The organism is Micromonospora sp. PLK6-60 (assembly GCF_019890675.1).
Classification (GTDB): domain Bacteria; phylum Actinomycetota; class Actinomycetes; order Mycobacteriales; family Micromonosporaceae; genus Micromonospora.
The window spans coordinates 1-26,166 of record NZ_JAIOAA010000025.1; the positions used below are offsets into that span (position 1 = coordinate 1).

Genomic DNA, 26,166 nt, shown 5'->3' on the forward strand with positions numbered 1-26,166 from the left:
GCCAACGGCACGCCACCGCCCGCGCGGTCAGCGGGGCAGCGCCTGCTGCAACTCGGCCCGCGTCGTCGGCCCCGCGGCGGCGGTCGTCGCCCCGGCGGTCGTCGTCGGCTCGGCCGGCGTGGTCGTCCCGCCCGGTCGCGTCGTCGTCCCGGACGGTCGCCGTCCCGGCCGGGGCCCGCACCACCCGCCCGGTCGCCGCGTCCACGTCCACCCGCAGCCGGGCGTCGTCCCGGACGATCCGCACGCTCCACACCGCGCGGCCGTGCTCGGTCTCGGCCTCGACCGTGACGACCCGACCGCCGCCGGTCCGGGCCAGCGCGACCCGCACCGCCCGGTCCCGCTGCGCCGAGGCGCCGGCCGGCACGTCACCGGCCGGGCGGGCGGTCCGCGTCGCGGTCCGGTCCCGGCGCGTCGGGTCGTCGTCCGGGCGGCCGGCGTCGTCGTCGCTCGTGCGGCGGTCGTCGGGGCGGCCCGGGGTCTCGTCACCGCGCGTCGGGTTGTCGTCGGGGCGGCCGGTCCGATCGTCGCCCGACGCGACCGTCGCCGGCCGGTCCGTCGGCGACGGGGCGGTGTCGGCCGCGGCGATGCCGAGCGCGGTGCCGGTCACCGCGGCCACCGCGCCGGTGGCCAGCAGTACGAGTGCGGTCCTGGTCATCGTGAACCTCCTGCGGTCGTTGGTGACCTGAGGTTCGCGCGATCCGGGATAGCGGCGCGCTGTGCGGACCCTAAGTGGAGGTAAAGGCGCGCGGCGGGCCGAGTTCGAGGGTCACCCGCAGGCCGCCGCCGGGGCGGGGCGCGAGGGACAACCCGCCCCCGCTGGCCAGCCCGGCGCGCCGGGCGATGTCCAGCCCGAGACCGGTGGAGCCGGCGGAGCTGGCGCCGCGGCGCACCGGCCCGTCGTCGGTGCTCCCGTCGGCCGGCGTGGACCCGCCCGGGTCGCTCCCGGTCAGGCCCGGCACGCCCGGACCGTGGTCGGTGACCAGCAGCGTCGCGCCGCCCCCGGGCCGGGGCCGGAGGGCGACGGCGAAGGCGGTGCCGTCCGGGGTGTGTGCGAAGACGTTGCCCAGCAACGCGTCCACCGCGGCGGTCAGCTCGTCGGCCCGCGCGCGCACCGGCAGCGGCCCGGGGGACAGGTCCAGCCGCACCGCGCGGCCGGTGTCCTCGGCCAGCACGGACCAGAACGCCACCCGGTCGCCGACCACCGCCGCGGCGTCGCAGCCGGTCTCCGCGTCGCCGTCGCGGCGCCACCTCGCCTGCCGGATCAGCCCGCTCACCGCGCGTTCCAGCGCGTCCACCCGGGCGCCCACCCGGGCCGCCTCGGCCGGGTCGGTCAACGACTCCGCCTCCAGCCGCAGCGACGTCAGCGGGGTACGGAGCCGGTGCGACAGGTCCGCCACCTGTTCGCGTTCGTCCTGCAACAACTGCTGGATGCGGTCGGCGAGGTGGTTGAGCGCGCCGGCCACCTCGCGCAGCTCCGGTGGCCCGGCCGGCCGGGCCCGGGCGGTCAGCTCCGCCCCGGCCAGCCGGTGCGAGACCGCCGACAGCTCGGTGATCGGGGCGATCAGCGCCCGGGCCAGCCGGTCGGCGACGGCGAGCCCGAGCAGGAGCAGGACGACGCCGAGGCCGGCCAGCACCAGCCAGGCGCGGGCCACGCCGCGGGTCAGCTCGGCGCGCGGCACGAAGGTGCGGATCACCGCGGTGCCGTCGGACCGTCCCCGTACCGCCACCACGATCTCGGCGCCGTCCGGGCCGGCCACGGTCAGGCTGCGGCCCGCCGTCGCGGCCAGCCGGACCGCGGGGGAGCGGTCGGCGGGCGTGCCGAGCACCGTGCCGTCCGGCAGGAACACGGTCATCGGCCGGCCCGAGGTCGCCGCCAGCTGCTCGGCGCTCAGCCCGAGACCGCCCGGGTCGGCCGCACCGACCAGGGCGATCAGGCTCTGCGCCTCGGTGGTGGCGGCCACCAGGGCCCGCTCCTCGGCCACCCGGCGCAGCAGCACCGCCAGCGGCACCAGGAAGGCCAGCAGCACCAGGCACATGGTGGCCGCCACCAGCAGGGTCAGCCGCCGCCTCACCGGGGCGCGCCGAGTCGTACCCCGACGCCGCGCACGGTCTGCAGGTAGCGCGGCTCCCGGGCGGTCTCGCCGAGTTTGCGGCGCAGCCAGGACAGGTGCACGTCGACGGTCTTGTCGGCGCCGCCGTACGGCACCTGCCAGACCTCGGTCAGCAGCTCGCGCTTGGTCACCACCTGCCCGGGCCGCCGGGCCAGGTAGTGCAACAGGTCGAACTCGCGGGGCGTCAGGTCCAGCGGCTCGTCGGCCAGGCTGGCCAGCCGGGCCGCCGGGTCGACCCGCAGGTCACCGACGACCAGCACCGCCGGCTGCGGCGGCCCGCCGCCGCGGCGCAGCACGGCCCGGATCCGGGCGTCGAGCTGCGCGGCGGTGAAGGGCTTGACGAGGTAGTCGTCGGCGCCGGCGTCGAGGCCGAGCACGACGTCCCGGTCGGCGTCGCGGGCCGTGGCGATGATGACCGGGACCGGGCTGACCGCCCGGACCATCCGGAGCAGCTCCACGCCGTCGCGGTCGGGCAGGCCGAGGTCGAGCAGCACCAGGTCGGGACGGTCGTCGAGGACCGACTGCAGGCCCGCCATCGCCGTCCCGGCGGCGGCCACCGCGTGTCCCCGCTCGCGCAGGGCCCGGATCAGCGTCGTACGGATCGCCGGGTCGTCCTCGATGAGCAGCAGGCGGGCCACGCCGGCAACGCTAGCGCCACCCCGCCCCGCGCGGCAGGCCCCTTAACCCGGCCTTAGCGTTGCCGGGTGCCCGGCTTAACCACCGGCCGGGCATAGTCGGGGGATGGGTCGTCGAAGTCTGTTCGTGACCGTGGGGTGGCTGGTCGCCGCCGTGGCGGCCACCGGCGCCGGGCTGGCCGCCGTCCGGGTGATCGGCGACGGGATCGGGGCCGGCAAGTCGGGGCACGTGGTCGGCGCGGACCAGGTGGCGCGGGACCTGGCGGCGGCCACCGGGTCCCCGGCGCCGGCCGGCACGCCCGCCGCCACGGCGTCGCCCGCCGCCACGCCGAGCGCCGCGTCGTCGTCCGCCGTCCCGAGCGCGGCGGCGGCCCGTACGGTGCGCGCCACCCCGGGTGGCACGGTGATCGTCACCTGCGCCGGCTCGATCGTGCGGCTGACCACGTCGCCGGCCCAGGGGTTCCGGGTGGCGCGGGAGGACACCGAGCCGGACGACCACGCGCGGGTGGTCTTCGCCGGGCCTGGGGGCCGGATCGAGGTCGACGCCCGGTGCCGGGCGGGCCAACCGACCGTGACCTGGAAACGGGACGACTGAGGGCCCGCCTCAGCCGGGCACCGGACCGGGCGGCCGGCCCATGGCGGCGCCCAGCTCGGCCCGGCTGGAGATGCACAGCTTGCGGTAGACCCGGGCGAGGTTCGCCTCGACCGTCTTCGGGCTGATGAACAACGTGTCGGCGATGGCCCGGTTGGTGCGCCCCTGCGCGGCGAGCCGGGCCACCCGTTCCTCGGTCGGGGTGAGGGCGGTCGGCGCCGGAGCCCGGCGACCGATCCGGGCCAGCTCCGCCTGCGCCCGGTCGGCGAAGGCGACGGCGCCGATGCCGGTGAACTCGGCGGCGGCGGCGGACAGCGCGGCGCCGGCCTCCCGCCGCCGCCGGGCCCGCCGGTGCGCCCGGCCCGCGACCAGCAGGCAGCGGGCCCGGTCCAGGGGCAGTACGTCGGCCGGCACCCGGGCCCGGGCGGCGGCCAGCTCGGCCAGCTCCGCCACCGGGTCCGCGCCCGCCGCGGCGACCACCAGCACCCGGCTGCGGGCCAGCCCGAGGATGGTCCAGGGCCGGGGCAGCCGATCGTGGCGGCGGGCGAGTCGGGCCAGGGCGGCGCGGGCGGTGTCCAGGTCCCCGGCGCCGACGCACGCCTCGATCCAGTCCGGCTCGAAGCGTTGGGCCAGCGGTTCGGCGATGCGCGACCCGTCCAGCTCCGCCGCCAGCGCGCCGTATGCCTCGGCGGCCTCGCTCATCCGGCCGGCGGACAGGGCGACGAACCCGGCCAGCTGGAGATGGATCCGCCGGCTCCAGGCGTCGTCGAGTTCCGCGGCGCGACGCAGGCCACCCTCGGCCACCGCGCCGGCCTCGGCGAGCCGACCCCGGTAGGCGTCCAGCAGGCCGGCCAGCCAGGTCTCGCCGACCAGCCCGGTGCCGAGCTGCTCGCCCAGCTCCCGGGCCGCCGCGATGTGCTCGCCGGCGGTGGTGAACCGGCCGGCCAGCAGCTCCGCCTCGCCCAGGTGGGTGAGCACCTCGTGCTGCCACGGCTCGTCGCCGCGGGCCACCGCCCGGTCCAGCATGTCGTGCAACCGGTCGCGGGCCCGGCCGTGCTCGTCGGTGGCCCGCCACCAGATCGCCGGGATCGAACCGGCGAGCCAGGACGGCTCGCCGGCCTCCAGCGCCAGCCCCCGGTCGAGCAGCTCGGTGCGGGCCGGCCGGCCGGCGCGTACCTCGTGGAAGAAGAGCAGCAGCAGCGCCGCGGCCAGCAGGGGCCGCTCGTCCGCCCGGTCCGACAGGTGGGCGATGGCCGCCTCGGCGTGCCGGCGGGCGGGTTCCGGCGCGTCGTGGAACAGGGTCAGGTGGGCGTGGACCCGGCCGGCCAACTGGGTGTCGTCGCCGGCGGCGGCGAGGGCCCGCTCGGCCGTCCGCACCGCGCCGGGCAGGTCGTCGACGCACCAGGCGACCGTGGCCCGCAGCAGCAGCGCCTCGGCGAGCGCCGGCCCGGCCAGCCGGGTGGCCGCGGCGTCGGCACCCGCGCCGGCCGCCGCGTAGTCGCCGCTGTCGAGGTGACACTGCACCGCGTCGAGCAGCCGCCGGTCCCGGTCCGCCGTCGCCTGCGCCGGGGTGAGGTCGGCGGCCCGCTCGTACCACGCGGCGGCGACGGCGGGCGCGCCGCGGGCGCGTTGGCGGGCCGCCGCCGCGGCGAGTTCGGTGGCGACCGCGGCGTCCGGGGCGGCGGTGCACCGGGCGAGCTGGCGGGCCCGTTCGTCCGGGTCGGCCACGGCGTCGGCCAGGATCCGGTGCAGCCGCTGCCGCACGCCCGCCGGGACGCCCTCCCGCACGGCGGCCGCGTACAGCGGGTGGGTGAAACCGATCCGGCGCGGGCCGACGCTGAGCAGGCCGGCCTCCTCGGCCGCGTCGAAGGCGTCCGCGCTCACCCCGGCCCGGGCGAGGTCCGCCACGGTGGGCACGGTCAGCAGCGCGGCCAGGCGGACCGCGTCCCGGCTGCCGGCGGGCAGCGCGTCCAGGGTGCCGGCGAGCAGCTGCCGCATCGACGACGGCACCGGCAGGTCCTCGCCCGGCGACGGCGTGCGGGGCAGCCGCAGCACCGCCCGGGCCAGCTCGATGGCGAGCAGCGGATTGCCGCCGGCGTCGCGGGCGATGCGGGCGAGCAGCGGCCGGCTGAGCGTGCCGCCGAGCCGGGCCCGGACGATGTGGTGCAGCGCCCCCGCGCCGAGCGGCGGCACGGCGACCCGGCGGGGTGGCCCGGCGAGGTGGTCGTCGTCGAGCAGGAGCGGGGCGTCGGCCGGGTCGTCGCCGTGCGTGCGGTGGGTGATCAGCACCCGGGGCCGGCGGGTGAGCCGGCGCAGCGCGAACCGCAACGCCCGTTCGCTCGGCGGGTCGAGCCAGCACGGGTCGTCGACGGTGAGCAGCACCGGGACGTCGCCGCCGGCCGCCGCGTCGAGCAGCGCCCGGGTCGCGGCGCCGACGGCCCGCTCGTCGACCGGCTCGTCGGCCCGGGTGGCCAGCAGCACCACCTCGGCGGCGACCCGCTGCGGCAGCGGCAGCGCCGGCACCCGGGCGGCCAGCGGTCGCAGCAGGTCGGCGAGCGCGGCGTACGGCAGCACGGCCTCGGCCTCGGTCGGCGCGGCGACCAGCACGAGCCAGCCGGCCTGCTCGGCCCGGGCGACCAGCGCCCGCCACAGCGCCGTCTTGCCGATGCCGCTGGGCCCCTCGACGATCACCGGGGACCGGCCGGCCAGCGCCCGCCACGCCTGCTCGACGGTCGCGTCGCGGCCCACCAGGGTGGCACTCATGGCGGCATGGTGGCACGCGCGCGCCAGCGCGCCCAGTGACCCGCCGGTTCACGTCGGCGGGTGTCCGCAGGCCGGGACCTTCGGGATGATCTCCTCGTTGCGGTAGATCTCCTTGCTCCACTTCGGACCGCTCTCCGCCGGTACGGGTGGGATGACCGGCGCGCGGGAGGGTTGCAGCAGGCTGAGGAACTGGTTGATCACCTTCACCACGGGTTCGAGGATGCGGAAGCCGATGCCGAACGTGGCGTGCACCCCGATGCCCACGCCCCGGCACTGCGCGTACGCGGCGCCCAGCGCCGACCCGAGCGTGGCGCCGTAGGAGGTGGTCAGCTCGACGAAGACACCGGCGCTGAACAGGAAGGCGGAGATGCCGACGGTGAACCGGACGCCGTGCCGGACGACCAGCCCCATCACGCCGACGGGCCGCCCGGTGAGCGAGTTGAGCAGGCTGTCGCGGCGCTGGAACTGCTTGGTGACCCGGGGGCCGAACGTGCCGTTGGCGTAGCCGAAGCCGAGCTTGCCGGCCAGCGAGTACTCCCCGCCGCCCTTGACGGTGCCGAGCTTGGCCCCGAAGGCGGTGGCGACCTCCAGGGTCTGGCTGACCGTGAACGACAGCGGGATCCCGGCGATCTGCCCGATCGGGAAGGAGAAGTCGGCGGCGATGGGGAAGGTCTTCCTGTGGTTCCTGCCGTCCTGGATCCCGCCCTCGAAGTCGACCTTGATGCCGAAACCGCCGCTGATCTCCAGCTCGGCCCGGGTCACCGTGCCGGCGCCGATGGCCAGGTGGAAGGCGGCGTCGGGGCGTTGGAAGAGGAGCGTGACCGTGCCGAGCAGGCGTACGCCGCCGTCGTCGTAGGTGAAGTGGGCGCCCACCCCGTTGGTGCAGCAGCTGGAGAAGACCCGGTAGCCCTGGGCCCTGGTGGTCGCCTTGCCGTCGCGGGCGGGTGGTGGCTGTACCGGCTGGGCGCCCGGTGCCAGCAGCGGGGCGCGCATCGGGCGGCTGCGGCCGAAACTGCTCGGCGTCGCCGGCGGGGCCTCGGCCCAGGACGGGTCACCCGCCAGGTAGACCACCGGATCGTCGAGGGTGACCCCCTGCCTGGCGAAGGTGCCGTCCCGGATGACCTCGGTGATGTCCACCGGGCCGATCAGCACCAGCAGGTCACCGCCGTCCTCGGTGATGTCCAGCACCCGGCCCACCCCGCGCCCGGTGACGAACATGACCTTGCCGGGGGCGAGCTGGTCGGCGTTGCGGGCCCGCCCGTCGATGCGCCAGGTGAGCCCGTCGGCGGTGACCGACCGGACACTGCGACCGCCGCCGCCGACGAGGACCACGTCGGGTTGCAGCGTGACGTCCGGGTCGACGGCGGGGGCGGCCCCGTACCTCAGGTCCGCCGCGCTGGTGGCCGCCGCGCCGCCGGAGCGTTCGGCGGCCGGCGGCCGCTCGCAGCCGGCGAGCGCGACGACGACCGCCAGCGCGACGGCGAGCAGGGCGCGGGCCCGGCGGCGCGGCACCGCGGCCCTCACAACCGGCCGGCGACGGTACGGGCCAGGGTCTCCAACGGCCGGCGGTTCTCCGCGGGGTCGACGAGCCGGGTCAACCGGACCGCCACCCAGACGTCGGCCTTGCGGATGAAGAACGAGTCCCCGGTGAGGTGCGCCTCGTCGCCCAGCCCCGGCAGCGGCCGGATCTCGTGCTTGAGCTCGCGCTCGATGTCGAGGTACTTCTTCACGCCGTCGCCGACGTACACCTCGACCTGGGCGGTCGGGCCGCTCACCGGGCCGGTGTAGGTGCAGGTGTCACGCACCGGCACCGCGTCGTTCAGCTTGGCGCTGGCCAGTTTCTCCGCCTCCGCCTTGGAGACCAGCCCGCACGCGTCGGGCAGCTCGGCGACCGGCGCCTCGGTCGCCTCGGTCGGCTCGGCGGCGCTCGGCTCGACGCCCAGCGGGTCGACGGAGGCGGGCGCGGCGGGCGGGTCGGCCGCGGGTGTCCCCGGGTCGGGGCTGCCGCAGCCGCCGGCCAGGACGAGCGCGGCCAGCCCGAGGGCCGCGAGGCACGTGGTACGCATGTCCGGCCCCCGCTCAGCTCGGGATCGCCTCGAGCAGCCGGCGCAGCCGTTGCTCGTAGCCGGCGACGTCGGTGCTGAAGCTGCTCATGGTGACGGTGTAGCTGCCCTTCTCGGTGATCATGACGGCCTCGCCCTCGATGTCCTTCGCGGCCACGTACGCCCGGACGCCCCGGTCGACGTCGGTGACCCGCTCGTACCGCTTGCCGGCCTGCTCGTGCTGGTAGTCCCAGGTGGCCTCGCCGGCCAGCCGGGACGCGGTGGTGATGGTGAGGCTGGCCACCCCGCGACCGTCGCCGAACAGGCAGTTGCCCTGGTCGGTCAGGGCCAGGCCGGCCAGTTCGGATGCCTGCTCGGCGGTGAACGGGCAGGCCGGCGGGGGAGCGGCCGGGGCGTCGCCCCCGCCGTCGGAGTCCACGGCGGCGTCCCGATCCCCGGCCGGGGTGTCGGTCGGGCCGGCGCAGGCGGCGGGCACGAGCAGGGCGAGCAGCAGCAGCGGCGCGAGCCGGCGCCGGGCGGTCCACGGGACGCGGCCGTGGGCGGTGGGTGCGCCGGTGCGGGCCGGCGCGAGCGGGTGACGGGCCATGGCTCCGACGCTAGGGCGGCGCGCCGGTGCGGTAATCGGGTGATTCCCTATGCCGTCACGGATCGGTCGCCCGGCGGGCGGCGGTCCCGGCCGTCAGAACAGGGTCGCCGGCCCGAGCGGGGCCGGTTCGGGCAGCGGCGCGACGTCGGGCAGCCGGGCCCGGACCTGCTGGTGGAACCGGCGGGCGAGGTCCGGCGCGTCGGCGTTGTCCGGCGTGTGCACGAAGAACGTCGGGGAGCGCCCCTCGCGCAGCCAGCCGGTCACCACGTCGAGCCACGGCTGCCAGCCCTCGACCGTGCGCGCCGGGTCGTCCCGGCCGAGGTACCGGACGACCGGCCGGTCGGTCAGCGCGCGGGTGCGCAGCGGGGTTCGGGGCTTCTTCAACCAGGCGTCCCGTTCCGCGTCACTGCGCGGCGGGGTGGCGAAGAACGCGGTGGTGTCGAACGGGATCCACTCCGCGCCGACCGTGCCGAGCGTCCGCTCCAGCGCGCGCACCTCGCCGGGGTCGGCGAAGAACGCGGGGTGGCGCACCTCCACGGCGTACCGGTGGGCGGCGGGCAGCCGGCGCAGGAAGCCGGCGAGGGCCGGCACGTCGGTGGGGCCGAACGACGCCGGCAGCTGGATCCACAGGGCGTGCGCCCGCCGCCCGAGCGGCTCGATCGCGTCCAGGAACACCCGCAGCGCCTCGTCGCCGCCGGCGAGGCGGTGCTGGTGGGTGACGACCTTCGGCAGCTTGAGCACGAACCGGAAGTCCGGGTCGGTCTGCTCCGCCCAGGAGGCCACCGTCTCCCGGGTCGGCGTCGCGTAGAAGGTGGTGTTGCCCTCGACGGCGGTGCACCATCCGGCGTACGCGCGCAGCCGCTCCCGGGCCGGCAGGGATCCTCCCGGCCAGGCCCGGTGGTGCCACATCGCGCAGCCCACGTGCAGCCGCATCCGCCCCTCCCCGGTGCCCACGGCGCGGACGACCCGCGCCGCCGGTACGGTAGCCGGTCCGCCCCGACGCCGCCCCGGGCGCACCGGCCGGGGGCGAAAGGCGTTGGTTCCGCCGGCCGGCTGGCCTATGGTGGGCCCATGTACCCGGCCGGGCTTGCGCTGCGCGCCGCCGTCCTCGCGACGGCGGCCGGCCCCGCCGTGCCCGGCCACCGGCGGCCGAGTCCCCTCCCCACCGGCCGTGGCCCCCCGGGATCCTTCCTACCCACCCGACGCGGCCACCAGGGCGAAGCTCACGCAGCTTCGGCCCTTTTTCTTTTTCCCGAAAGGATCTTCACGATGAGCACCGACATCCGACCTCCCGTCGACCCGGACCGCTACGGCGCGCTACGGGCGGCGCTGGCCACCGAGTTCGAGACGCAGACCGCCCGGCTGACCGAGCTGACCGCCGACACCGGCGACCCGGGCGAGGCGCACACCCGCGACGCGCTGCTCTCGGCCACCCGGCGGAACCTGGCCCAGATCGGGGACGCGTTGCGCCGGATGGCCGACGGCAGCTACGGCAGTTGCGAGCGGTGCGCCAGCCGGATCCCCGCCGAGCGGCTGGAGATCCTGCCGCACGCGACCCTCTGCGTGCCCTGCCAGAGCCGGCGCTGACCCGCCGGCGGCGCCGACGCGCCGGGGCGGTCCGCCCCGGCGCGCCACGGCGGATCAGCTGGTGGGGAAGTTGTCCGGGGTACGGATGCGCTCGCGCATGAACACCCCGGAGGGGGTGAGCACCGAGGTGCCGGCGAACGTCCCGGCGTAGCAGGTGCCCGGCTTGAAGGCGGCGCTGCCCTCGGCCGCGTCGGAGTACGTCCAGTTGGCGTAGCTGATCTTCAACCGGTCGAGCAGGTCGAGCCAGGCGGTGCTGCTGGCCGTGTCGACGGCGCCGTCACCGGTGTAGGTGACCGTGCCGAACTCGGTGACGAACAGCGGCAGCCGTGCCGCGGCCCGCTGCACCTCGGTGCGGTAGTTGTCCCGGTGCGACGCGGCGTAGAAGTGGAACGCGTACATGATGTTGTCGGCCCGGACCGGGTTGGCGACGATCTCGTCGGAGTTGCCGCCCTCGGAGACGCCCAGCGAGGACCAGCCCCGGGTGCCGACGATGACCACCGCGTCCGGGTCGTTCGCCCGGATCACCGGGATCACCTGCTCGGCGTAGTTCCTGATGGTGGACCAGCTCACGCCGTTCGGCTCGTTGGTGATCTCGTAGATCACGTTCTTCTTGGCGGCGTTGCGCGCGCTGACCTGTGCGAAGAAGGTCTTGGCCCGGTCGAGGTTGAACATCGGGTCGCCGGGGGTCAGCGTGTGGAAGTCGATCAGGGCGTACATGCCGCGTGCCTCGGCCTTGTCGACGAGCGTGTTTACCCGGTTGGTGAAGCCGGCCGGGTCGGTCTCGTAGCCCTGCTCCTGCACGTACATCGAGATGCGCAGCAGGTCGGCCCGCCAGTCGTTGGCGAGGGCGTCCAGCGAGGCGTCGGGGTAGCACTGGGCGAACCACTGCAGGCCGTGGGTGCTCATGCCGCGCAGCTGGATCGGCCTGCCGTACTGGTTGCAGAGGTTGACCCCGCAGACCCGCAGCTGGCCGTTGACGGCGACCGGGGTGCTGCCGGTCGGGGGCGGCGGCGTGCTGGTCGGCGGCGTGCTCGTCGGCGGCGTGCTGGTCGGGGTGGTCGACCCGGTGCAGGCCGTGCCGTTGAGGGTGAACGCGGTGGGCGCCGGGTTGGCGCCGGTCCAGGTGCCGTTGAAGCCGATGCTGGTGCTGGCGCCGGTGCCGAGCACGCCGTTGTAGTCCACGTTGCGGGCGGTGACCGCGGTGCCGGTCTGCTGGTACGTCGCCGACCAGCCCTGCCCGACCCGCTGGCCGGCGGTGGGGAAGCTGAAGCCGAGGGTCCACCCGTTGACCGGGTCGCCCAGGTTCTTGATGGTGACGGTGGCGGTGAACCCGCCCTGCCATTCGTTGCTGGTGTAGGTGACGGCGCAGCCGGTGGCGGCCTGCGCCTGCACCGCCGGCAGGAGCGCGGTGGCGGCCAGCGTGAGCGCGCCGACGGCGGAGGCCGCGAGGAGCGTGCGCCGGGTCGGGCGGGGGACAGGGGTCATCGGGGATCGTCCCAATCTGGTGGGGTGACGGTGGACGGCCCGGCCGGACGCGAACCTGCCCGGGGTTCGGCGCGGCGGGGCGCGGGAGCGCTCCCATGGGCGAGCGTAGATTGATCGTCCATCCCGTGCAACCGGTGGTCCCCGGAAGGTCAGCCGTCGTTGGACAGCGGCAGCAGCACCCGGAAGACGGTCGCCCCCGGCGCCGACTCCACCCGCAGGTCGCCGTGGTGCTTGTGCACCACGATCCGGTAGGAGATGTCCAACCCCAGGCCGGTGCCCTCGCCGACCGGCTTGGTGGTGAAGAACGGCTCGAAGATGCGCGGCCGGACCTCCGGCGGGATGCCCGGCCCGGTGTCCGCGACCTCGACCACCAGCATGTCCCCGGCCCGCGCGGTGCGCAGCGTCAGCACCCCCCGCTCGCCCATCGCGCCCAGCGCGTTGTCGATCAGGTTGGTCCAGACCTGGTTCAGCTCGGCCGCGTACGCCGGCAGCGGCGGCAGCTCGCGGTCGTACTCCCGGACCACCCGGACCCCGCCGGGCACCTTCGCCTTGAACATCACCAGGGTGGCGTCGAGCAGGTCGTGCACGTCGACCACCTGGAACGGCGCCCGGTCGAGTTGCGAATACTGCTTGGCCGCGCCGACCAGCGTCGCGATCCGGCCCACCGCCTCGTCGATCTCCCGCATCAGCTGCTCGGAGTCGACCGTGTAGGTCAGCCAGCGCACCGCCGCCTCCAGGTTGGCCGGGCCGACCGCGGGCTCCAGCTTGGCCAGCCACTCGGCGTCCACCCCGCCGCCGACAAGCGTCGGGGCCAGCTCCCACCCGCCGGCGATGTCCTGCTCGTCCAGCCAGTCGGCCACCTCGTCCTCGGCGTCGGCGGCGGCCATCGGGGACAGCTTCGGCGCGGTCGCCACCCGGGTCACCGCCTCCTCCTGCAACTCCACCAGCAGGCGCAGCGCCCGCCCGTCCAGCCGGCCGTCGGCGACCATGGCGAGCTTGTGCCGCATCCCGGCGACCCGGTCGCGCAGCACCGAGGTGGCCCGGACCGCGGCGGCGGCCGGATTGTTCAGCTCGTGGGTGAGCCCGGCCGAGAGCGAGCCGAGGGCCAGCAGCCGTTCCCGCTCGCCGACGATCGTCTGGGTGTCCCGCATGCCGATGAACAGCCCCTCCAGCAGGTGCATCGCCATCGGGAACCAGGACCGCACGGCGTACGCGAAGCGCTCCGCGGGCAGCACGAAGAAGTCCGCGTCGGTCACCGCGTGCATCGAGTGGCGGTAGACGTGCTCGCCCCGGTCGGCCAGGTACGCCTGGGTGGCGCCGCCGTACACGCCGCGCTGGTCGGTCCGGGTGATCTCCACGTCGTCGCCGCGTACCCGGCGTTGCAGCGTGACCGCGCCGGCCAGCAGCACGAAGAGGCAGGTGGCGGCCTCGCCCTCGCCGTAGACCAGGGTGCCGGCGGCGCGCCGCTCGACCCGGCCGTGCTCGGCCAGCCAGCCGAGCTGGTCGTCGTCGAGCGCCTCGAACAGGAACAGGGTGCGCAGCTCGGCCGGGGTCAGCCGCTCGGGCGGGTTCACTGGGCCTCCAGGTAGCGGTGCACGAGCGAGACGGCCATCGCCCCCTCGCCGACCGCCGACGCGACCCGCTTGACCGACTGGGCGCGCACGTCCCCCGCGGCGAACACGCCGGGCACGCTGGTCTCCAGGTGGTAGGGGTCGCGGGGCAGCGTCCAGCCGGCCGGGCGGCGGCCGTCGGCCAGCAGGTCCGGCCCGGTGACGATGAAGCCCCGCCGGTCCCGGACCAGCCGCCCGTCCAGCCAGTCCGTACGCGGCTCCGCTCCGATGAAGATGAACAGCCAGGACGTGTCGACGGTGCGGGTGGCCCCGGTGCGGGCGTCGCAGAGGGTGAGCCGGCGCAGGTGCTCCTCGCCGTCGGCGCCGACCACGGTGGTGTGCGGGTGCACCACGATCGAGTCGATCCGGTCCAGCTGGTCGATCAGGTAGCGCGACATCGAGCCGGTCAGGTCGGCGCCCCGGATCAGCAGGTGCACCCGGGTGGCGTAGCGGGAGAAGTGCACCGCGGCCTGGCCGGCGGAGTTCGCCCCGCCGACGATGTAGACCTCGTGGTCGACGCAGCTGGGCGCCTCGGTGGCGGTGCTGCCGTAGAAGACGCCCCGACCGGTGAGGTCGGCCAGCCCGGGCGCGTCGAGCAGCCGGTACGACACCCCGGTCGCCAGCACCACCGTGTGCGCGCCGATCTCGCTGCCGTCGTCGAAGCGCAGCAGCCGGGCCGAGCCGGCGACGTCCAGCCCGACCACCTCGCGGGTGCTCAGCAGCTCGGCGCCGAACTTGGTGGCCTGCCGCCGGGCCCGGTCGGTGAGCTGGGCGCCGGACACCCCGTCGGGGAAGCCGAGGTAGTTCTCGATCCGGCTGCTCTGCCCGGCCTGCCCGCCGGTGGCCCGACGCTCCACCAGCACCGTGCGCAGCCCCTCGGACGCGCCGTACACCGCCGAGCCGAGCCCGGCCGGGCCGCCGCCGACCACCACCAGGTCGTAGAAGTCGGTCGCCGGCAGCACGGTCAGCCCGGCCAGGGTGGCCAGCTCCGCCTGGCTCGGCTGCACCATGGCCTTGCCCTCGGTGGTCACCACCACCGGCAGGTCCGCCTCGGTCGCGCCGGCCGCGTCGAGCAGCCGGGCCCCCTCCGGCTCCTCGGCCGGCAGCCACCGGAACGGCACCAGGTTGCGGGCCAGGAAGTCGCGTACCGTGAACGACGGCGCGGACCAGCGGTGCCCCACCACCCGGATCTCGGCGAGCGCCGCGTCCGGGCTGGCCGCCCAGGCGTCGAGCAGCCCGTCCAGCACCGGGTAGAGCTGCTCCTCCGGCGGGTGCCACGGCTTGAGCAGGTAGTGGTCGAGGTCCACCACGTTGATCGCCTCGATGGCGGCCTCGGTGTCCGCGTACGCGGTCAGCAGCACCCGGCGCGCGGCGGGGAACAGGTCCATCGCGGCCTCGAGGAACTCGATGCCGGTCATCTCCGGCATCCGGTGGTCGGCCAGCAGCAGCGCCGCCTGCTCGCCGCGCAGCTTGACCTCGCGCAGCGCCTCCAGCGCCTCCGGCCCGGAGCTCGCCCGGACCACGCGGTAGCGGTCGCCGTAGCGGCGCCGGACGTCCCGGGCCACCGCCCGGGACACCACCGGATCGTCGTCGACGGTCAGGATCACCGGGTTCGCCATGTCGCCCATCCAATCACCCGGGCCGGGCCGGCGGCACCCGCCGGTCGACCGGCCCGGGCCGGTGTCCGGGGGCCACGTCCCCGGGCCAGCCCGGTATATCGTCGGAGGTCGTGACCACCTCCGAGATCACCGCCCCCGAGATCACCGTCGCCACCCCGGCGGACCGCGCCCGCGCGCTGGAGTCGCTGGTCGCCGCGTTCGCCGCCGACCACGTGCTGCGGCACCTGTTCCCGGACGACACCAGCTATCCCCGCTACGCCGCCGCGTTCTTCGGCCGGCTCTTCGACAGGCGGGTGGGCCGGGGCACGATCTGGACCATCGAGCGGGGCGCGTCGCTGGCCCTGTGGGACGACCCGGCGGCGCCTCACGAACCGGCGGCCGGGTCGCTCGCCGACGAACTGCCCGCCGACGTGCGGGCCCGGGTCGACGCGTACGACGACGCGGTGCACGCCGCGCTGCCGCCCGGCCCGTTCTGGTATCTCGGCGTGCTGGGCACCCACCCCGCGCACGCCGGCCGCCGGTGGGGCCACGCGTTGATGGCGCACGGGCTGCGCCGGGCCGCCGCGGACGGGCTGCCGGCGGTGCTGGAGACGAGCAACCCGGCCAACGTCGAGGTCTACCGTCGGGCCGGCTGGGAGGTGGCGCGCGAGGTGTCGGCCGGCCCGCTGCCCGTCTGGATCATGCGGCGGTGACGCCGGCGGTGCCCGCGCGTCCCTCGGCCTCGGCGTTCGTCGGGTGCGGTGGGTAGCATGCGGACGGCTCGCGCCACGACTGAGGGGGGCTGGAGATGAGCACCGACAACTTCGAGGTCCAGCAGTACGACGACATCGAGGACGACGGCGTCCTGGACGCCACCGACACCCTTGACGACGGCGTCGGTGACCCGCTGGACACCGGGATCGCCGCGAGCGACCACTGGTCCGGCGTCAACCGCTTCGGCACCACCCCGGCGGAGCAGCACGCGGGGGAGTCCCTGGCCCAGCGCCTCGCGGAGGAGGAGCCGGACCTCGCCGCCGGCGACGACGGCGCCTACGCCGACGAGGACGAGCTGACCCCGCGCGGCTACGACCGCGAGTCGCGGGCCGGGCGGCTGGTCGACGGCAACGACGGGTTCGGCGAGGACGTCGAGGCGGACTCGGTCGCCGCCGACGTCGGCATCGACGGCGGCGGCGCCAGCGCCGAGGAGGCCGCCGTGCACGTGGTCGACGGGCCGGGTGACCGCTCCGACGCGCCGCTGTGGTGAGCACCGGCGGCGGACGGAAGGGGCGGGCGACATGGACGCCAGGCGCACCACCGTGCGCGACATGCGCCGGGCCAACCGTGCGGTGCTGCTCACCCGGATCTGGCTGGACGGCCCGCTCAGCCGCCACGAGCTGGGGCAGACCACCGCGCTGAGCGCGGCCAGCGTGAGCAACCTGGTCGGCGAGATGATCGCCGAAGGGCTGGTCGAGGAGGCCGGCTCGGTCGAGTCCGACGGCGGCCGGCCCCGGGTGCTGCTGCGGGTCGCGCCCGGGCACGGCTACCTGGTCGGCGCGGACGTGGGGGAGACCCGGGTGCAGGTCGAGCTCTTCGACCTGTCGATGACCGCGCTGGCCAAGGCGGAGTACCCGATCCCCGGCGCGGAGCCGGACCCGGACGACGTGGCCGCGCACCTGCTGCACGGCCTGGCCGCGGTGACCGAGCAGGCCGGGGTCGACCCGGCCGCGGTGCTCGGCTTCGGCGTCGCCGTCTCCGGGACCGTCGAGCGGACCGTGGACGCCGTCGTGCACGCCCAGACCCTCGGCTGGGACGGGGTGCCGCTGGGGGCCGTGCTGCGCGCCGGCACCGACGTCCCGATCCACGTGGACAACGGCGCGAAGACCCTCGGCCAGGCCGAGATGTGGTTCGGCGCCGGCCGGGGCGCCCGGCACGCGGTGATCGCCCTGGTCGGCTCCGGCGTCGGCGCCTGCGTGGTTGCCGACGGGGTCGGCTACCGCGGCGCGCACAGCAGCGCCGGGGAGTGGGGCCACACCACCATCGTGTACGGCGGTCGCCCCTGCCGCTGCGGCAACCGCGGCTGCCTGGAGGCCTACGTCGGGGCGGAGGGGGTGCTGGACCGGTTCCGGCAGGCCAACCGGGGCCGCCCGGCGCCCGGCGCCGACGAGGAGACCGCCTTCGGCGAGCTGCTGCGCTCCTCCTCCCGCACGGCCGCCCGGGTGCTCGACGAGACGGTCGGCTACCTCGGCGCCGGGGTGGCGAACCTGGTCAACCTGTTCAACCCCGAGCGGGTGGTACTCGGCGGCTGGGCCGGGCTGGCGCTGGGCGAGCGCCACCTGCCGGCGATCCGGGCGGCCACCGCGCGGCACGCCCTGCGCCAGCCGTACGCGCAGACCTCGATCGAGCTGTGCCGGCTCGGGCCGGACGCGGTCGCGATGGGCGCGGCCACCCTGCCGATGGCCCGGCTGCTCGGCGACGGCGGCGGGCCCGGCGCCCGGCTGCCCGGCCCACGGCGGACGCCGGCCCGGTGAGCCGGCCGGGCCCGCCGCCCGACGGACGGGTTAGCGCCCGCCCCGGATCCGCCGCACCGTGTCCCGGTACCACAGCGCGCTGCGCTTCGGGGTGCGTCGCTGGGTGTCGTAGTCGACCCGGATGATGCCGAAGCGCTTGTCGTAGCCGTACGCCCATTCGAAGTTGTCCAGCAGCGACCAGGCGAAGTAGCCGCGCACGTCCGCCCCGGCCTGGCGGGCCCGGGCCACCGCGCGCAGGTGCGCGGTCAGGTACGCCACCCGGTCGTCGTCGGCGACGAAGCCGTCGGCGTCCGGCCGGTCGTCGAACGCCGCGCCGTTCTCGGTGATCACCAGGGGCACGCCCGGGTAGTCCCGGTGCAGCCGCACCAGCAGGTCGGTGAACGAGTCCGGCGTGATCTCCCAGTCCATCGCGGTGCGCGGCAGGTCACGCCGGAGCACCCGGCGCACCGGCCGGCCCTCGTCGTCGCGGTCGCGTCCCCGCTCGTCCACGCCGGAGAGCTGCTGACCGAAGTAGAAGTTCACCCCGAGCACGTCGATCGGGGCGGCGACGACCGCCAGGTCGCCGTCCTCGACCGGGACGCGCACCCCCGCCTGGGCGAGGTCGGCCAGCACGTCCTCCGGGTAGCGGCCGTGGATCAGCGGGTCCAGGTACCACCGGTTGCCCAGCCCGTCCGCGGCCCGGGCGGCGTCCCGGTCGGCCGGGCTGTCGGTGGCCGGGTCCGCGGTGGCCAGGTTGACCGTGATGCCCACCTCGATCGGGGCCGGCGCCGCCGCCCGTAGCCGCGGCACCGCCAGACCGTGGCCGAGCAGCAGGTGGTGCGCGGCGGCGATGCCGTCGCCCAGGTCGCGCCGGCCGGGGGCGTGCGCGCCGTAGGCGTACCCGAGCATCGCCGAGCACCACGGCTCGTTGAGCGTGGTCCAGGTCCGCACCCGGTCGCCGAGCCGGGCCATGACCAGCTCGGCGTAGTCGGCGAACCGGTACGCGGTGTCCCGCGCCGGCCAGCCGCCGGCGTCCTCCAGCTCCTGCGGCAGGTCCCAGTGGTAGAGCGTCACCCACGGGTCGACGCCCCGGCCGAGCAGCTCGTCGACCAGCCGGTCGTAGAAGGCCAGCCCGGCCGGGTTGGCCGGGCCCCGTCCGCCCGGCTGCACCCGGGGCCAGGCCACCGAGAACCGGTAGGTGTCCAGCCCCAGGTCGGCGATGAGCGCGACGTCCTGCGGCATCCGGTGGTAGTGGTCGCAGGCCAGGTCGCCGGTGTCCCCGTTGGCCACCGCCCCCGGGACCCGGCAGAAGGTGTCCCAGATGGACGGCGTCCGGCCGTCCTCGGCCACCGCCCCCTCGATCTGGTACGCCGAGGTGGCCACGCCCCAGCGGAAGGTCGGCGGCAGCGTGTCGATCGGGTCGGCCTGACCGAGCGTCGAGCTGGTGCGGTCGGTGTCCATGGTTCTCCTCGCGGTAGCGGGTGGGCTCGGGCGGGTCAGCGGGACAGCGGTGCGACGGGCGGGTGCAGCCAGCACGCGACGGCCCGGGTCGGATCGCCGCCCTCGGGCGGTCCCAGCACCGGCACCCGCTCGTCGCACGGCGCGAACGCCTTCGGGCAGCGCGGGTGGAACGCGCAACCGGCCGGCATGGCGCGCAGGTCCGGCGGGGAGCCGGGAATGCCGGCCAGCTCGCGGCGCGGCCCGCGCAGCGCCGGGAACGAGTGCAGCAACCCCTCGGTGTACGGGTGCAGCGGCGCGGCGTACAGCCGGGCGGCGGGCGCCTCCTCGACGATCCGGCCGCCGTACATGATGGCGATCCGGTCGGAGAACTCCACCAGCAGCGACAGGTCGTGGGTGATGAACAGCACCGCGAAGCCGAGCCGTTCGCGCAGCTCGGCGAGCTGCCCGAGGATCTGGCGCTGCATCACCACGTCCAGCGCGGTGGTCGGCTCGTCCATGATGACCAGTTGCGGCTCCAGCGCCAGCGCCATCGCGATCATGACGCGTTGCCGCATCCCGCCGGAGAGCTGGTGCGGGTAGCTGTCCAGCCGGTCGGCGGCGATGCCGACCAGCCGCAGCAGGTCCCGGGCGCGGGCCCGCCGGCCGGCGGCGGTGCTCCGCGGCTCGTGCGCCTTGATCACGTCGAGCAGTTGGGTGGAGACCTTGTGCACCGGGTTGAGGGAGTTCATCGCCCCCTGGAACACGATCGACGTCTGCGCCCAGCGGAACTCGCGCAGCCGGGCCGGGCTGAGCGTCAGCACGTCGACCGGCGGGCCGTCGACCGGGTGGTAGATCACCTGGCCGCCGCTGACCACGCCGGGCGGGGGCAGCAGCCGGGTCAGCCCGTACGCCAGGGTGGACTTGCCGCTGCCGCTCTCCCCGGCCAGGCCGAGCACCTCGCCGCGGTGCAGCGTCAGGTCCACGTCGCGGACCGCGTGCACCGCGTCCGCACCGATCCCGTAGTCGACGCTGAGCCCCCGGATCTCCAGCACCTGGTCGCTCATGGGGTGACGTCCTTCCGGGTGTCCTGCATCGGCACGGCGGCGGTGGTTGGGGCCAGCACCGGGGTGAAGCCGACCCGCATCCGCACGGTGCGGCCGTCGGCGGTGCGGATCCGGGTGCGGCCGCCGGTGCGCAGCCGGGGGCTGACGAACTCGTCGATGCCGAAGTTGATCAGCGCGAGCGCGGTGCCGAGCAGCGCGATGGCCAGTCCGGCCGGGACGAACCACCACCAGGCGCCCTGGGCGAGCGCCTGCTGGCCCTGCGCCCAGAACAGGATGGTGCCCCAGTTCCAGGAGCTGACCGAGGAGATGCCGATGAACGCGAGGGTGATCTCCGACATCACCGCGAAGATCACCGTGCCGACGAAGCCGGAGGCGATGATCGCGGTCAGGTTGGGCAGGATCTCGAAGCCGATGATCCGCCAGGTCCGCTCGCCGGTGGCCCGGGCGGCCTCGACGTAGTCGCGGCGGCGCAGCGACAGCGTCTGGGCGCGCAGCACCCGGGCGCCCCACGCCCACGAGGTGAGGCCGATGATCAGCGCGACCAGCAGGTCGCTGGCGCGGTCCACCAGCGACGTGACGATGATGATCAGCGGCAGCGCGGGGATCACCAGGAACACGTTGGACACCGCGGACAGGCCCTCGTCGGCCGCGCCGCCCAGGTAGCCGGCGGTGACGCCGATCAGGATGGACAGGATGGTGGCCAGCACACCGGCGATCAGGCCCACCACCATCACGCTGCGCGCGCCGACCAGGATCTGGCTGAAGATGTCCTGCCCGAGGTGGGTGGTGCCGAACCAGTGCCGGGCCGAGGGCGCCTGGAGCACGTCGGCGCCGCGCGCGTCCGGGTCGTACGGCGCGATCCACGGTCCGATGACCGCCAGCAGCGCGTAGACCCCGAGGACGACCAGCCCGGTGGCGGCCTTGGGGTTGGCCACGAAGCGGAACCGGCGGCGCCGCGCCCGGGCCGACGGCTGGGCCATCGCGCCCTGGCCGGGGATGACCTGCTCGATGCTCGACGGGGAGATTGTCATCGGCTCAGCTCTTTCGGGTCCGCGGGTCGAGGAGCAGGTACGCCACGTCGGCGAGCAGGTTCGCCACCAGCACCGAGATGGTGATGATCAGGAAGATGCCCTGCATCAGCGGGTAGTCCTTGGCGCCGACCGCCTGGAAGAGCTGGAACCCCAGGCCCGGGTAGGAGAAGACGATCTCCACGAGCAGGGTGCCGCCGACGATGAACCCGAGCGACAGCGCGAAGCCGGAGACGTTGGGCAGCAGCGCATTGCGGGCGGCGTAGCTGAGCGCCACCCGGCGTTCGGAGAGCCCCTTGGCGTGCGCGACGGTGATGTAGTCCTCGCTGGCGACGGTGACCATCATGTTGCGCATGCTGAGGATCCAGCCGCTCATCGAGGAGACCAGGATGGTCGCCGCGGGCAGGATGCTGTGCTGGAGCGCGCTCGGCAGGAAGTACGCGTCGAACGCGGGCACCAGCCCCGGCTCGTAGCCGCCGGAGGAGGGGAAGAAGCTGCCCGGCCCGGCGAACAGCGCGATCGCGACCAGGCCCAGCCAGAAGTAGGGGATCGAGGAGAGGAACGTGGTGGCCGGCAGCAGCCCGTCGATCCACGAGCCGCGCCGCCAGCCGGCGCCCACGCCGAGCGCGGTGCCGAGCAGGAAGCTGACGACCGTGGTGACCCCGACCAGGCCGACCGTCCAGGGCAGGCTGTCGCCGATCACCTGCGACACCGGCGCCGGGAAGAAGGTGAACGACAGCCCCAGGTCGCCGTGCAGGAGCTGACCCCAGTAGGCGACGTACTGCTCCCACAGGTTGCGGTCGGAGTCCAGCCCGAACAGCACCCGCAGCGACGCGATCGCGTCGGCGCTGATCCGGCCCTGGTTGCGGGAGATCAGCGACTGCACCGGGTCGCCCGGCACCAGCCGCGGGATGAAGAAGTTGAGCGTGATCGCCGCCCACGCGGTGAACAGGTAGAAGGCCACCCGTTGCAGCAGGAACCTCACCGGGCCACCTCCTCGGCCCCGGCCGCGACGCCTGCCGGGTCGAACAGCCAGCACGCCGCCCAGTGCCCGGGGCTGTCGTCGACCGGGATCGGTGGCGGCAGCTCGGCGGCGCACCGGGGCATGGCGTGCGGGCAGCGCGGGTGGAACCGGCAGCCGGCCGGCGGCCGGATCAGGCTCGGCGGCTCCCCGTGGTCCCGCCGGCCCGGCGCGACGCCGCCCGCGCCGGTGATCCGTTCCGGGTCCGGCGCCGAGTCGGTCAACAACCGGGTGTACGGGTGGGCCGGCCGCTGGGTGACCGTCTCGCTGTCGCCGCCCTCGACCATCCGCCCGGCGTACATCACGATCGTCTCGTCGGCGAAGTAGCGGGCCGAGGCGATGTCGTGGGTGATGTAGAGGACGGCCAGGTTGAGCCGGTCCTTGAGGTCCTGGAGCAGGTTGAGCACGCCGAGGCGGATCGAGACGTCCAGCATGGAGACCGGCTCGTCGGCCAGCAGCACCTCGGGGTCGGCGCCGAGCGCCCGGGCGATGGCGACGCGCTGGCGCTGGCCGCCGGAGAGTTCGTGCGGGAACGCGTCGAGGTAGCGCTCCGGCGGGGTGAGGCTGACCCGGGTGAGCAGGTCGGCCAGCGCCCGCTCCAGCTCCTCCGGGCCGGACCCGGCGTTGCCGTGGATGCGCAGCGAGCGGGTCAGGTGGTAGCGGACGGTGTGCACCGGGTTCAGCGAGGCGAACGGGTCCTGCAGGATCAACTGCACCCGCCGGACGTACGCCCGGAAGCGCCGGCCGCCGCGGACCCGGGTCGAGGCGCCGTGCAGCCGGATGTCGCCGCCGGTGCGCGGGTAGAGCTGGGCCAGCAGCCGGGCCACCGTGGACTTGCCGGAGCCGGACTCGCCGACCAGCGCGGTCACCCGGCCGCGGCGCAGCGCGATCGAGACGTCGTCGACGGCGTGCACCACCGCCGGGGTCCGGGAGAGGAGGTCACGCAGCCGCCGGCGGACGGGGAAGTGCTTGGTCAGGCCGACGGCCTCCAGCACCACCTCGTCGACCGGCGCCGGGGCGCTCTCGGTCGTCGTCATGCCGAATTCCTGTCTGGGTTGCCGGGGTGAGGGGCGGGCCCGCCTCCCCGGCCGGCGGCGGCCGGCCGGGGAGGCGGCGGCCGGGTCAGCCGGCGGTCGGCGTGAGGTGCAGCACCACGTCCAGCGCGTTGGGCTGGGTGGGTTGCAGGGCGCCGTACGGATTGGCGTCGTCCGGCCAGCCGGTCCAGTTCTTCGTGCTGTACGCGCCGCCGATGTTGTCCGCGCCGACCGGGATCATCGGCATCTGCTCGACGAAGATCTTCTGCAGCGTGCCCATGGCCGTGGCGCGGGTGGCGTCGTCGGTCGCGTTGGCGTACGAGACCAGGGCGTCGGTCGCCGCCTTGTCGTTGAAGCGGCCGAAGTTGCCGGCGGGTGAGGCGGTGCCGATCGGCTTGAGCACCCGGCCGTCCATGATCGTTCGGTAGATGTCGTACGGCGTGGCGCCGCTCTCGGTCCACCGGAAGGTGGCCTCGAAGTTGCCCTGCTCCACGTTGCGGAACCAGGCGTCCTGGTTGGCCTTGTCGATGGTCGCCGCGATGCCGATCTTCGACAGGTTGTCCTTCACGATCTCCAGGCTGGTCTGGTAGTCGGACCAGCCGGCCGGGTCGGTCAGCTTGATGGTGACCGGCTTGCCGGCCTTGTCCTTCAGCGTGGTGCCGTCGAGCTGGTAGCCGGCGCCGGTGAGCAGCGCCTTGGCGCCCTCGACGTCGACCTTGTGCTCCTGGCCCCGGTACTCCGGCGCGAGGAACGAGTCACCCGCCGGGCTGGGCAGGCCGGTCACGCTCTTGACCTCGGGGTGGAAGTACGCCGCCTCGGCGGTGGTGAAGATGTCGGCCCGGTCGACGACCATGTTCATCGCCCTGCGCAGCGTCGGGTCGTCGAACGGCTTCTTCGTGGTGTTCAGGTAGAGGCCGTGGATGCCCAGCACCGGCGGCGCCCACACCTTGTGGTGCTGCTGGTCCTTGGCCACGAACACGGCCTGGTAGTTGGGGATGAAGACGAAGCTCCACTCCGACTCGCCGTTGGCCAGCGCGGTGGTCTGCGCGCTGTTGTCGGTGTACGAGGTGAAGCGCAGCTCCTTGACCTTCGGCGCGTCCTGCCAGTAGCCACTGTCGCGCACGGTCAGCGTGGTGGTGGCCGGGGTGAACGACTTGAGCGTGTAGGGGCCGCTGCCGACCGGCTGCTTCACCGGGTCGGTGGTCGGGTCGCTGATCTTCTCCCAGAGGTGCTTCGGCACGATCGGCACCCGCCAGAGCACCTTCTGCTGGTTGACGAACTGCGGGCTGGACATGGTGATCGTGACGTCGTTGCCGCTCGCCGTGGCGCCCGTGTACGGCACGCCCTGGTCGTTGAGCGCCGGGTACTTCTGGACCAGGTTGTAGGTGAACGCGACGTCCTCGGCGGTGAGCTTCTGCCCGTCGGACCAGGTGGCGTCGTCGCGGACGGTGACCTTCACCGACTTGTAGTCGGTGGACCACTCGGCCTTGGTGGCCAGCCACGGCTTGAACGGCTCGGCCGGCTTGACCGGGTTCCACATCATCAGCGGCTCGTAGATCTGCCAGCGGTAGCCCAGCGACGCCGCGGCCGAGGTGGTGAGGAACGGGTTGTTGTTCTCGGCCTGCGGGCCGTTGGGCATGCCGACGTTCAGCACGGTCGCGGCCTGGCCGTTGCCCTTGTTGGCGTTCGGGCTGTCGCCGCACGCGGCGGTGGTGGTGACCATCGCGCCGGCCAGCGCGACGGCGAGCAGGTGCCGTCTTCTCATGGAGGTCTCCCTCGGTGCTCCCGCATGTCCTCGGGCGGGATGTGGTGGATGGAGGGTGTGCGGTGGTGCCGCCGGTGGGCGGGGTGCCCGCCGGCGTGGTCGCCGGGGCGGCGGTCAGGTGACGCGGGTGGAGGCGCGGGCGGCGAAGCTGGTCGGGATGACGGTCGGGGTGTCGGGCAGCGGTGTGCCGGTGAGGTGGGCGATGAGCAGCCGGGCGGCGGCCGCGCCCATCTCCCGCAGCGGTTGGCGCACCGAGGTCAGCGGCGGGTGGGTGTGCCCGGCGAGCGGCAGGTCGTCGAAGCCGACCACCGCCACGTCCTGCGGGACGCCGCGGCCGGCGTCGCGCAGCGCCTGGAGCGCGCCGGCGGCGGAGAGGTCGTTGTGCGCGAAGACGGCGTCGAACGGCACCCCGGCGTGCAGCAGCCGGCGTACGGCGTCCCGGCCGCATTCGAAGGTGAAGTCGCCCGTCACCTGGTGGTCGGCCGGGACGGGGCGACCCGCCTCGGCGTAGGCGCGCAGGAAGCCGGCCGAGCGTTCCCGGGTGCAGCCGAACCGGAGCGGCCCGGTGATCATCAGAGGTCGGTGGCGGCCCAGCCCCAGCAGGTGCGCGGCGGCGGCGTGCGCGCCGTCGGTGTTGGTGGTGCGCACCGACGGGAAGCCGGGCTGCTGGCCCCGGTCGTCGATGAGGATGACCGGCAGGCCGCGCCGGTGCAGCCCGGTGATGTAGTCCAGCGTGCCCTCGGGCTCGACCACGAGCAGGCCGTCGAAGGACCGGGCCGAGACCTGGGAGGCGAAGCGGCGCATCGACTCGTCGCCGCGGTTGCAGGTGAACAGCAGCAGGCCGTACGCCTCGGCCTCGACCACGTCGATCGCGCCCTGGAGCACCTCGCCCATCCACGGCCAGGTCAGCGCGGGCACCAGCATGCCGACCACCCGGGTCCGGCCGCGGGCCAGGTTGACCGCGCGGGCGCTGGGCACGTAGCCCAGGTCGGTGATGACCGCGCGGACCCGGTCCGCCGTCCGGTGGTCCACCTCGCCCTTGCCGTTGAGCACCCGGGAGACGGTCGTCTTGCTCACCCCCGCCCGGGTGGCGACGTCGGCGATGGTGATCGGCACGTGACGCTCCCCGGTGCGGGTCGGTGGTGGACGGTCCGGAACCGGTTGCGGTAGCGGTTCCGGTGGCAGTCAACCGAAGTGCCGTGGGTCACGTCAATAACACGCGGGTAACGAAACATGGCTAAGTTCAAGATCTCAAAAAAGCCTCTGGCGTGGCCGTA

At 75.0% G+C, this 26,166-nt stretch carries 23 protein-coding genes; 5 read left to right on the plus strand and 18 right to left on the minus strand.

Going from position 1 to position 26,166, the window contains the following annotated elements:
• The 3 genes from K7640_RS27870 to K7640_RS27880 all read right to left on the minus strand — a co-directional run.
• A partial coding sequence (locus K7640_RS27870; RefSeq protein ID WP_222957910.1) for a PepSY domain-containing protein occupies nt 1–655 on the minus strand: 655 nt, incomplete at its 3' end.
• Between the two features lie 70 nt (nt 656–725).
• Nucleotides 726–2,072, minus strand: a complete 1,347-nt coding sequence (locus K7640_RS27875) for a HAMP domain-containing sensor histidine kinase (RefSeq protein ID WP_222957911.1) — start codon at nt 2,070–2,072, stop codon at nt 726–728.
• Nucleotides 2,069–2,749, minus strand: coding sequence for a response regulator transcription factor (locus K7640_RS27880; RefSeq protein WP_222957912.1), 681 nt, complete (start codon nt 2,747–2,749; stop codon nt 2,069–2,071). The genes K7640_RS27875 and K7640_RS27880 overlap by 4 nt, the downstream gene beginning before the upstream one ends.
• Nucleotides 2,750–2,852: 103 nt before the next feature.
• On the opposite strand from K7640_RS27880, the gene K7640_RS27885 reads away from it, so the two are divergent.
• Complete coding sequence (locus K7640_RS27885; RefSeq protein WP_222957913.1) at nt 2,853–3,341, plus strand: septum formation initiator; 489 nt, start codon at nt 2,853–2,855, stop codon at nt 3,339–3,341.
• 9 nt (nt 3,342–3,350) lie between these two features.
• On the opposite strand, the gene K7640_RS27890 is transcribed toward K7640_RS27885, so the two are convergent.
• The 5 genes from K7640_RS27890 to K7640_RS27910 form a co-directional block, all read right to left on the minus strand.
• The gene (locus tag K7640_RS27890) at nt 3,351–6,101 is read right to left on the minus strand and encodes a LuxR family transcriptional regulator (RefSeq protein ID WP_222957914.1); all 2,751 of its coding nucleotides are present in this window, start codon (nt 6,099–6,101) and stop codon (nt 3,351–3,353) included.
• A 48-nt stretch (nt 6,102–6,149) separates the two neighbouring features.
• Complete coding sequence (locus K7640_RS27895; protein WP_308042799.1) at nt 6,150–7,625, minus strand: hypothetical protein; 1,476 nt, start codon at nt 7,623–7,625, stop codon at nt 6,150–6,152.
• On the minus strand, nt 7,622–8,167 hold the full coding sequence (locus tag K7640_RS27900) for a hypothetical protein (RefSeq protein ID WP_222957915.1): 546 nt from the start codon (nt 8,165–8,167) through the stop codon (nt 7,622–7,624). Before K7640_RS27900 ends, K7640_RS27895 begins: the two co-directional genes overlap by 4 nt.
• A 13-nt stretch (nt 8,168–8,180) precedes the next feature.
• Entirely contained in the window at nt 8,181–8,750 is a 570-nt protein-coding gene (locus K7640_RS27905) for a hypothetical protein (protein ID WP_222957916.1), read from the minus strand.
• A 93-nt stretch (nt 8,751–8,843) separates the two neighbouring features.
• Nucleotides 8,844–9,659, minus strand: a complete 816-nt coding sequence (locus K7640_RS27910; RefSeq protein ID WP_222957955.1) for a DUF72 domain-containing protein — start codon at nt 9,657–9,659, stop codon at nt 8,844–8,846.
• A 360-nt stretch (nt 9,660–10,019) separates the two neighbouring features.
• Here K7640_RS27910 and K7640_RS27915 point away from each other — a divergent pair, with 360 nt between their 5' ends.
• Nucleotides 10,020–10,337 (plus strand): TraR/DksA family transcriptional regulator, encoded by a 318-nt coding sequence (locus K7640_RS27915; protein ID WP_222957917.1) that lies wholly within the window; start codon nt 10,020–10,022, stop codon nt 10,335–10,337.
• Between the two features lie 54 nt (nt 10,338–10,391).
• Here K7640_RS27915 and K7640_RS27920 read toward each other — a convergent pair whose 3' ends face one another.
• The 3 genes from K7640_RS27920 to K7640_RS27930 form a co-directional block, all read right to left on the minus strand.
• Entirely contained in the window at nt 10,392–11,822 is a 1,431-nt protein-coding gene (locus tag K7640_RS27920) for a cellulase family glycosylhydrolase (RefSeq protein ID WP_222957918.1), read from the minus strand.
• A gap of 149 nt (nt 11,823–11,971) precedes the next feature.
• Nucleotides 11,972–13,396, minus strand: coding sequence for an ATP-binding protein (locus K7640_RS30665; RefSeq protein ID WP_308042800.1), 1,425 nt, complete (start codon nt 13,394–13,396; stop codon nt 11,972–11,974).
• Complete coding sequence (locus K7640_RS27930) at nt 13,393–15,060, minus strand: FAD-dependent oxidoreductase (protein WP_255610090.1); 1,668 nt, start codon at nt 15,058–15,060, stop codon at nt 13,393–13,395. Before K7640_RS27930 ends, K7640_RS30665 begins: the two co-directional genes overlap by 4 nt.
• A gap of 116 nt (nt 15,061–15,176) precedes the next feature.
• On the opposite strand from K7640_RS27930, the gene K7640_RS27935 reads away from it, so the two are divergent.
• The 3 genes from K7640_RS27935 to K7640_RS27945 all read left to right on the plus strand — a co-directional run bounded on the left by K7640_RS27935 (nt 15,177) and on the right by K7640_RS27945 (nt 17,558).
• On the plus strand, nt 15,177–15,743 hold the full coding sequence (locus tag K7640_RS27935; protein WP_222957958.1) for an N-acetyltransferase: 567 nt from the start codon (nt 15,177–15,179) through the stop codon (nt 15,741–15,743).
• A gap of 95 nt (nt 15,744–15,838) precedes the next feature.
• Nucleotides 15,839–16,294, plus strand: coding sequence for a DUF5709 domain-containing protein (locus K7640_RS27940; protein ID WP_222957919.1), 456 nt, complete (start codon nt 15,839–15,841; stop codon nt 16,292–16,294).
• Nucleotides 16,295–16,325: 31 nt separating this feature from the next.
• Nucleotides 16,326–17,558: an ROK family transcriptional regulator gene (locus K7640_RS27945; RefSeq protein WP_222957920.1), complete on the plus strand. Its 1,233-nt coding sequence runs from the start codon at nt 16,326–16,328 to the stop codon at nt 17,556–17,558.
• A gap of 30 nt (nt 17,559–17,588) precedes the next feature.
• Here the strand turns inward: K7640_RS27945 and K7640_RS27950 are convergent, their stop codons facing one another.
• From K7640_RS27950 to K7640_RS27980, 7 genes are all read right to left on the minus strand, one after another.
• Nucleotides 17,589–18,998, minus strand: coding sequence for a GH1 family beta-glucosidase (locus K7640_RS27950; protein ID WP_222957921.1), 1,410 nt, complete (start codon nt 18,996–18,998; stop codon nt 17,589–17,591).
• Between the two features lie 35 nt (nt 18,999–19,033).
• Nucleotides 19,034–20,041: an ABC transporter ATP-binding protein gene (locus tag K7640_RS27955; RefSeq protein WP_222957922.1), complete on the minus strand. Its 1,008-nt coding sequence runs from the start codon at nt 20,039–20,041 to the stop codon at nt 19,034–19,036.
• Nucleotides 20,038–21,072 (minus strand): ABC transporter permease, encoded by a 1,035-nt coding sequence (locus K7640_RS27960; RefSeq protein WP_222957923.1) that lies wholly within the window; start codon nt 21,070–21,072, stop codon nt 20,038–20,040. Before K7640_RS27960 ends, K7640_RS27955 begins: the two co-directional genes overlap by 4 nt.
• A 4-nt stretch (nt 21,073–21,076) precedes the next feature.
• Nucleotides 21,077–22,054: an ABC transporter permease gene (locus tag K7640_RS27965; protein WP_222957924.1), complete on the minus strand. Its 978-nt coding sequence runs from the start codon at nt 22,052–22,054 to the stop codon at nt 21,077–21,079.
• The gene (locus K7640_RS31045; protein ID WP_222957925.1) at nt 22,051–23,127 is read right to left on the minus strand and encodes an ABC transporter ATP-binding protein; all 1,077 of its coding nucleotides are present in this window, start codon (nt 23,125–23,127) and stop codon (nt 22,051–22,053) included. The genes K7640_RS27965 and K7640_RS31045 overlap by 4 nt, the downstream gene beginning before the upstream one ends.
• An 85-nt stretch (nt 23,128–23,212) precedes the next feature.
• The gene (locus K7640_RS27975) at nt 23,213–24,889 is read right to left on the minus strand and encodes an ABC transporter substrate-binding protein (protein ID WP_222957926.1); all 1,677 of its coding nucleotides are present in this window, start codon (nt 24,887–24,889) and stop codon (nt 23,213–23,215) included.
• Between the two features lie 114 nt (nt 24,890–25,003).
• Nucleotides 25,004–26,005: a LacI family DNA-binding transcriptional regulator gene (locus K7640_RS27980; protein ID WP_222957927.1), complete on the minus strand. Its 1,002-nt coding sequence runs from the start codon at nt 26,003–26,005 to the stop codon at nt 25,004–25,006.
• Nucleotides 26,006–26,166: the final 161 nt, after the last annotated feature.

Bases quoted from the DNA above. Each gene is read 5' to 3' on its own strand.
- K7640_RS27950 (WP_222957921.1), bottom strand. From the start codon at position 18,998: ATGGACACCGACCGCACCAGCTCGACGCTCGGTCAGGCCGACCCGATC.
- K7640_RS27885 (WP_222957913.1), top strand. From the start codon at position 2,853: ATGGGTCGTCGAAGTCTGTTCGTGACCGTGGGGTGGCTGGTCGCCGCC.
- K7640_RS27940 (WP_222957919.1), top strand. From the start codon at position 15,839: ATGAGCACCGACAACTTCGAGGTCCAGCAGTACGACGACATCGAGGAC.
- K7640_RS27890 (WP_222957914.1), bottom strand. From the start codon at position 6,101: ATGAGTGCCACCCTGGTGGGCCGCGACGCGACCGTCGAGCAGGCGTGG.
- K7640_RS27920 (WP_222957918.1), bottom strand. From the start codon at position 11,822: ATGACCCCTGTCCCCCGCCCGACCCGGCGCACGCTCCTCGCGGCCTCC.
- K7640_RS27910 (WP_222957955.1), bottom strand. From the start codon at position 9,659: ATGTGGCACCACCGGGCCTGGCCGGGAGGATCCCTGCCGGCCCGGGAG.
- K7640_RS27900 (WP_222957915.1), bottom strand. From the start codon at position 8,167: ATGCGTACCACGTGCCTCGCGGCCCTCGGGCTGGCCGCGCTCGTCCTG.
- K7640_RS27915 (WP_222957917.1), top strand. From the start codon at position 10,020: ATGAGCACCGACATCCGACCTCCCGTCGACCCGGACCGCTACGGCGCG.
- K7640_RS27960 (WP_222957923.1), bottom strand. From the start codon at position 21,072: ATGACAATCTCCCCGTCGAGCATCGAGCAGGTCATCCCCGGCCAGGGC.
- K7640_RS31045 (WP_222957925.1), bottom strand. From the start codon at position 23,127: ATGACGACGACCGAGAGCGCCCCGGCGCCGGTCGACGAGGTGGTGCTG.
- K7640_RS27955 (WP_222957922.1), bottom strand. From the start codon at position 20,041: ATGAGCGACCAGGTGCTGGAGATCCGGGGGCTCAGCGTCGACTACGGG.
- K7640_RS27905 (WP_222957916.1), bottom strand. From the start codon at position 8,750: ATGGCCCGTCACCCGCTCGCGCCGGCCCGCACCGGCGCACCCACCGCC.
- K7640_RS27930 (WP_255610090.1), bottom strand. From the start codon at position 15,060: ATGGGCGACATGGCGAACCCGGTGATCCTGACCGTCGACGACGATCCG.
- K7640_RS27945 (WP_222957920.1), top strand. From the start codon at position 16,326: ATGGACGCCAGGCGCACCACCGTGCGCGACATGCGCCGGGCCAACCGT.
- K7640_RS27975 (WP_222957926.1), bottom strand. From the start codon at position 24,889: ATGAGAAGACGGCACCTGCTCGCCGTCGCGCTGGCCGGCGCGATGGTC.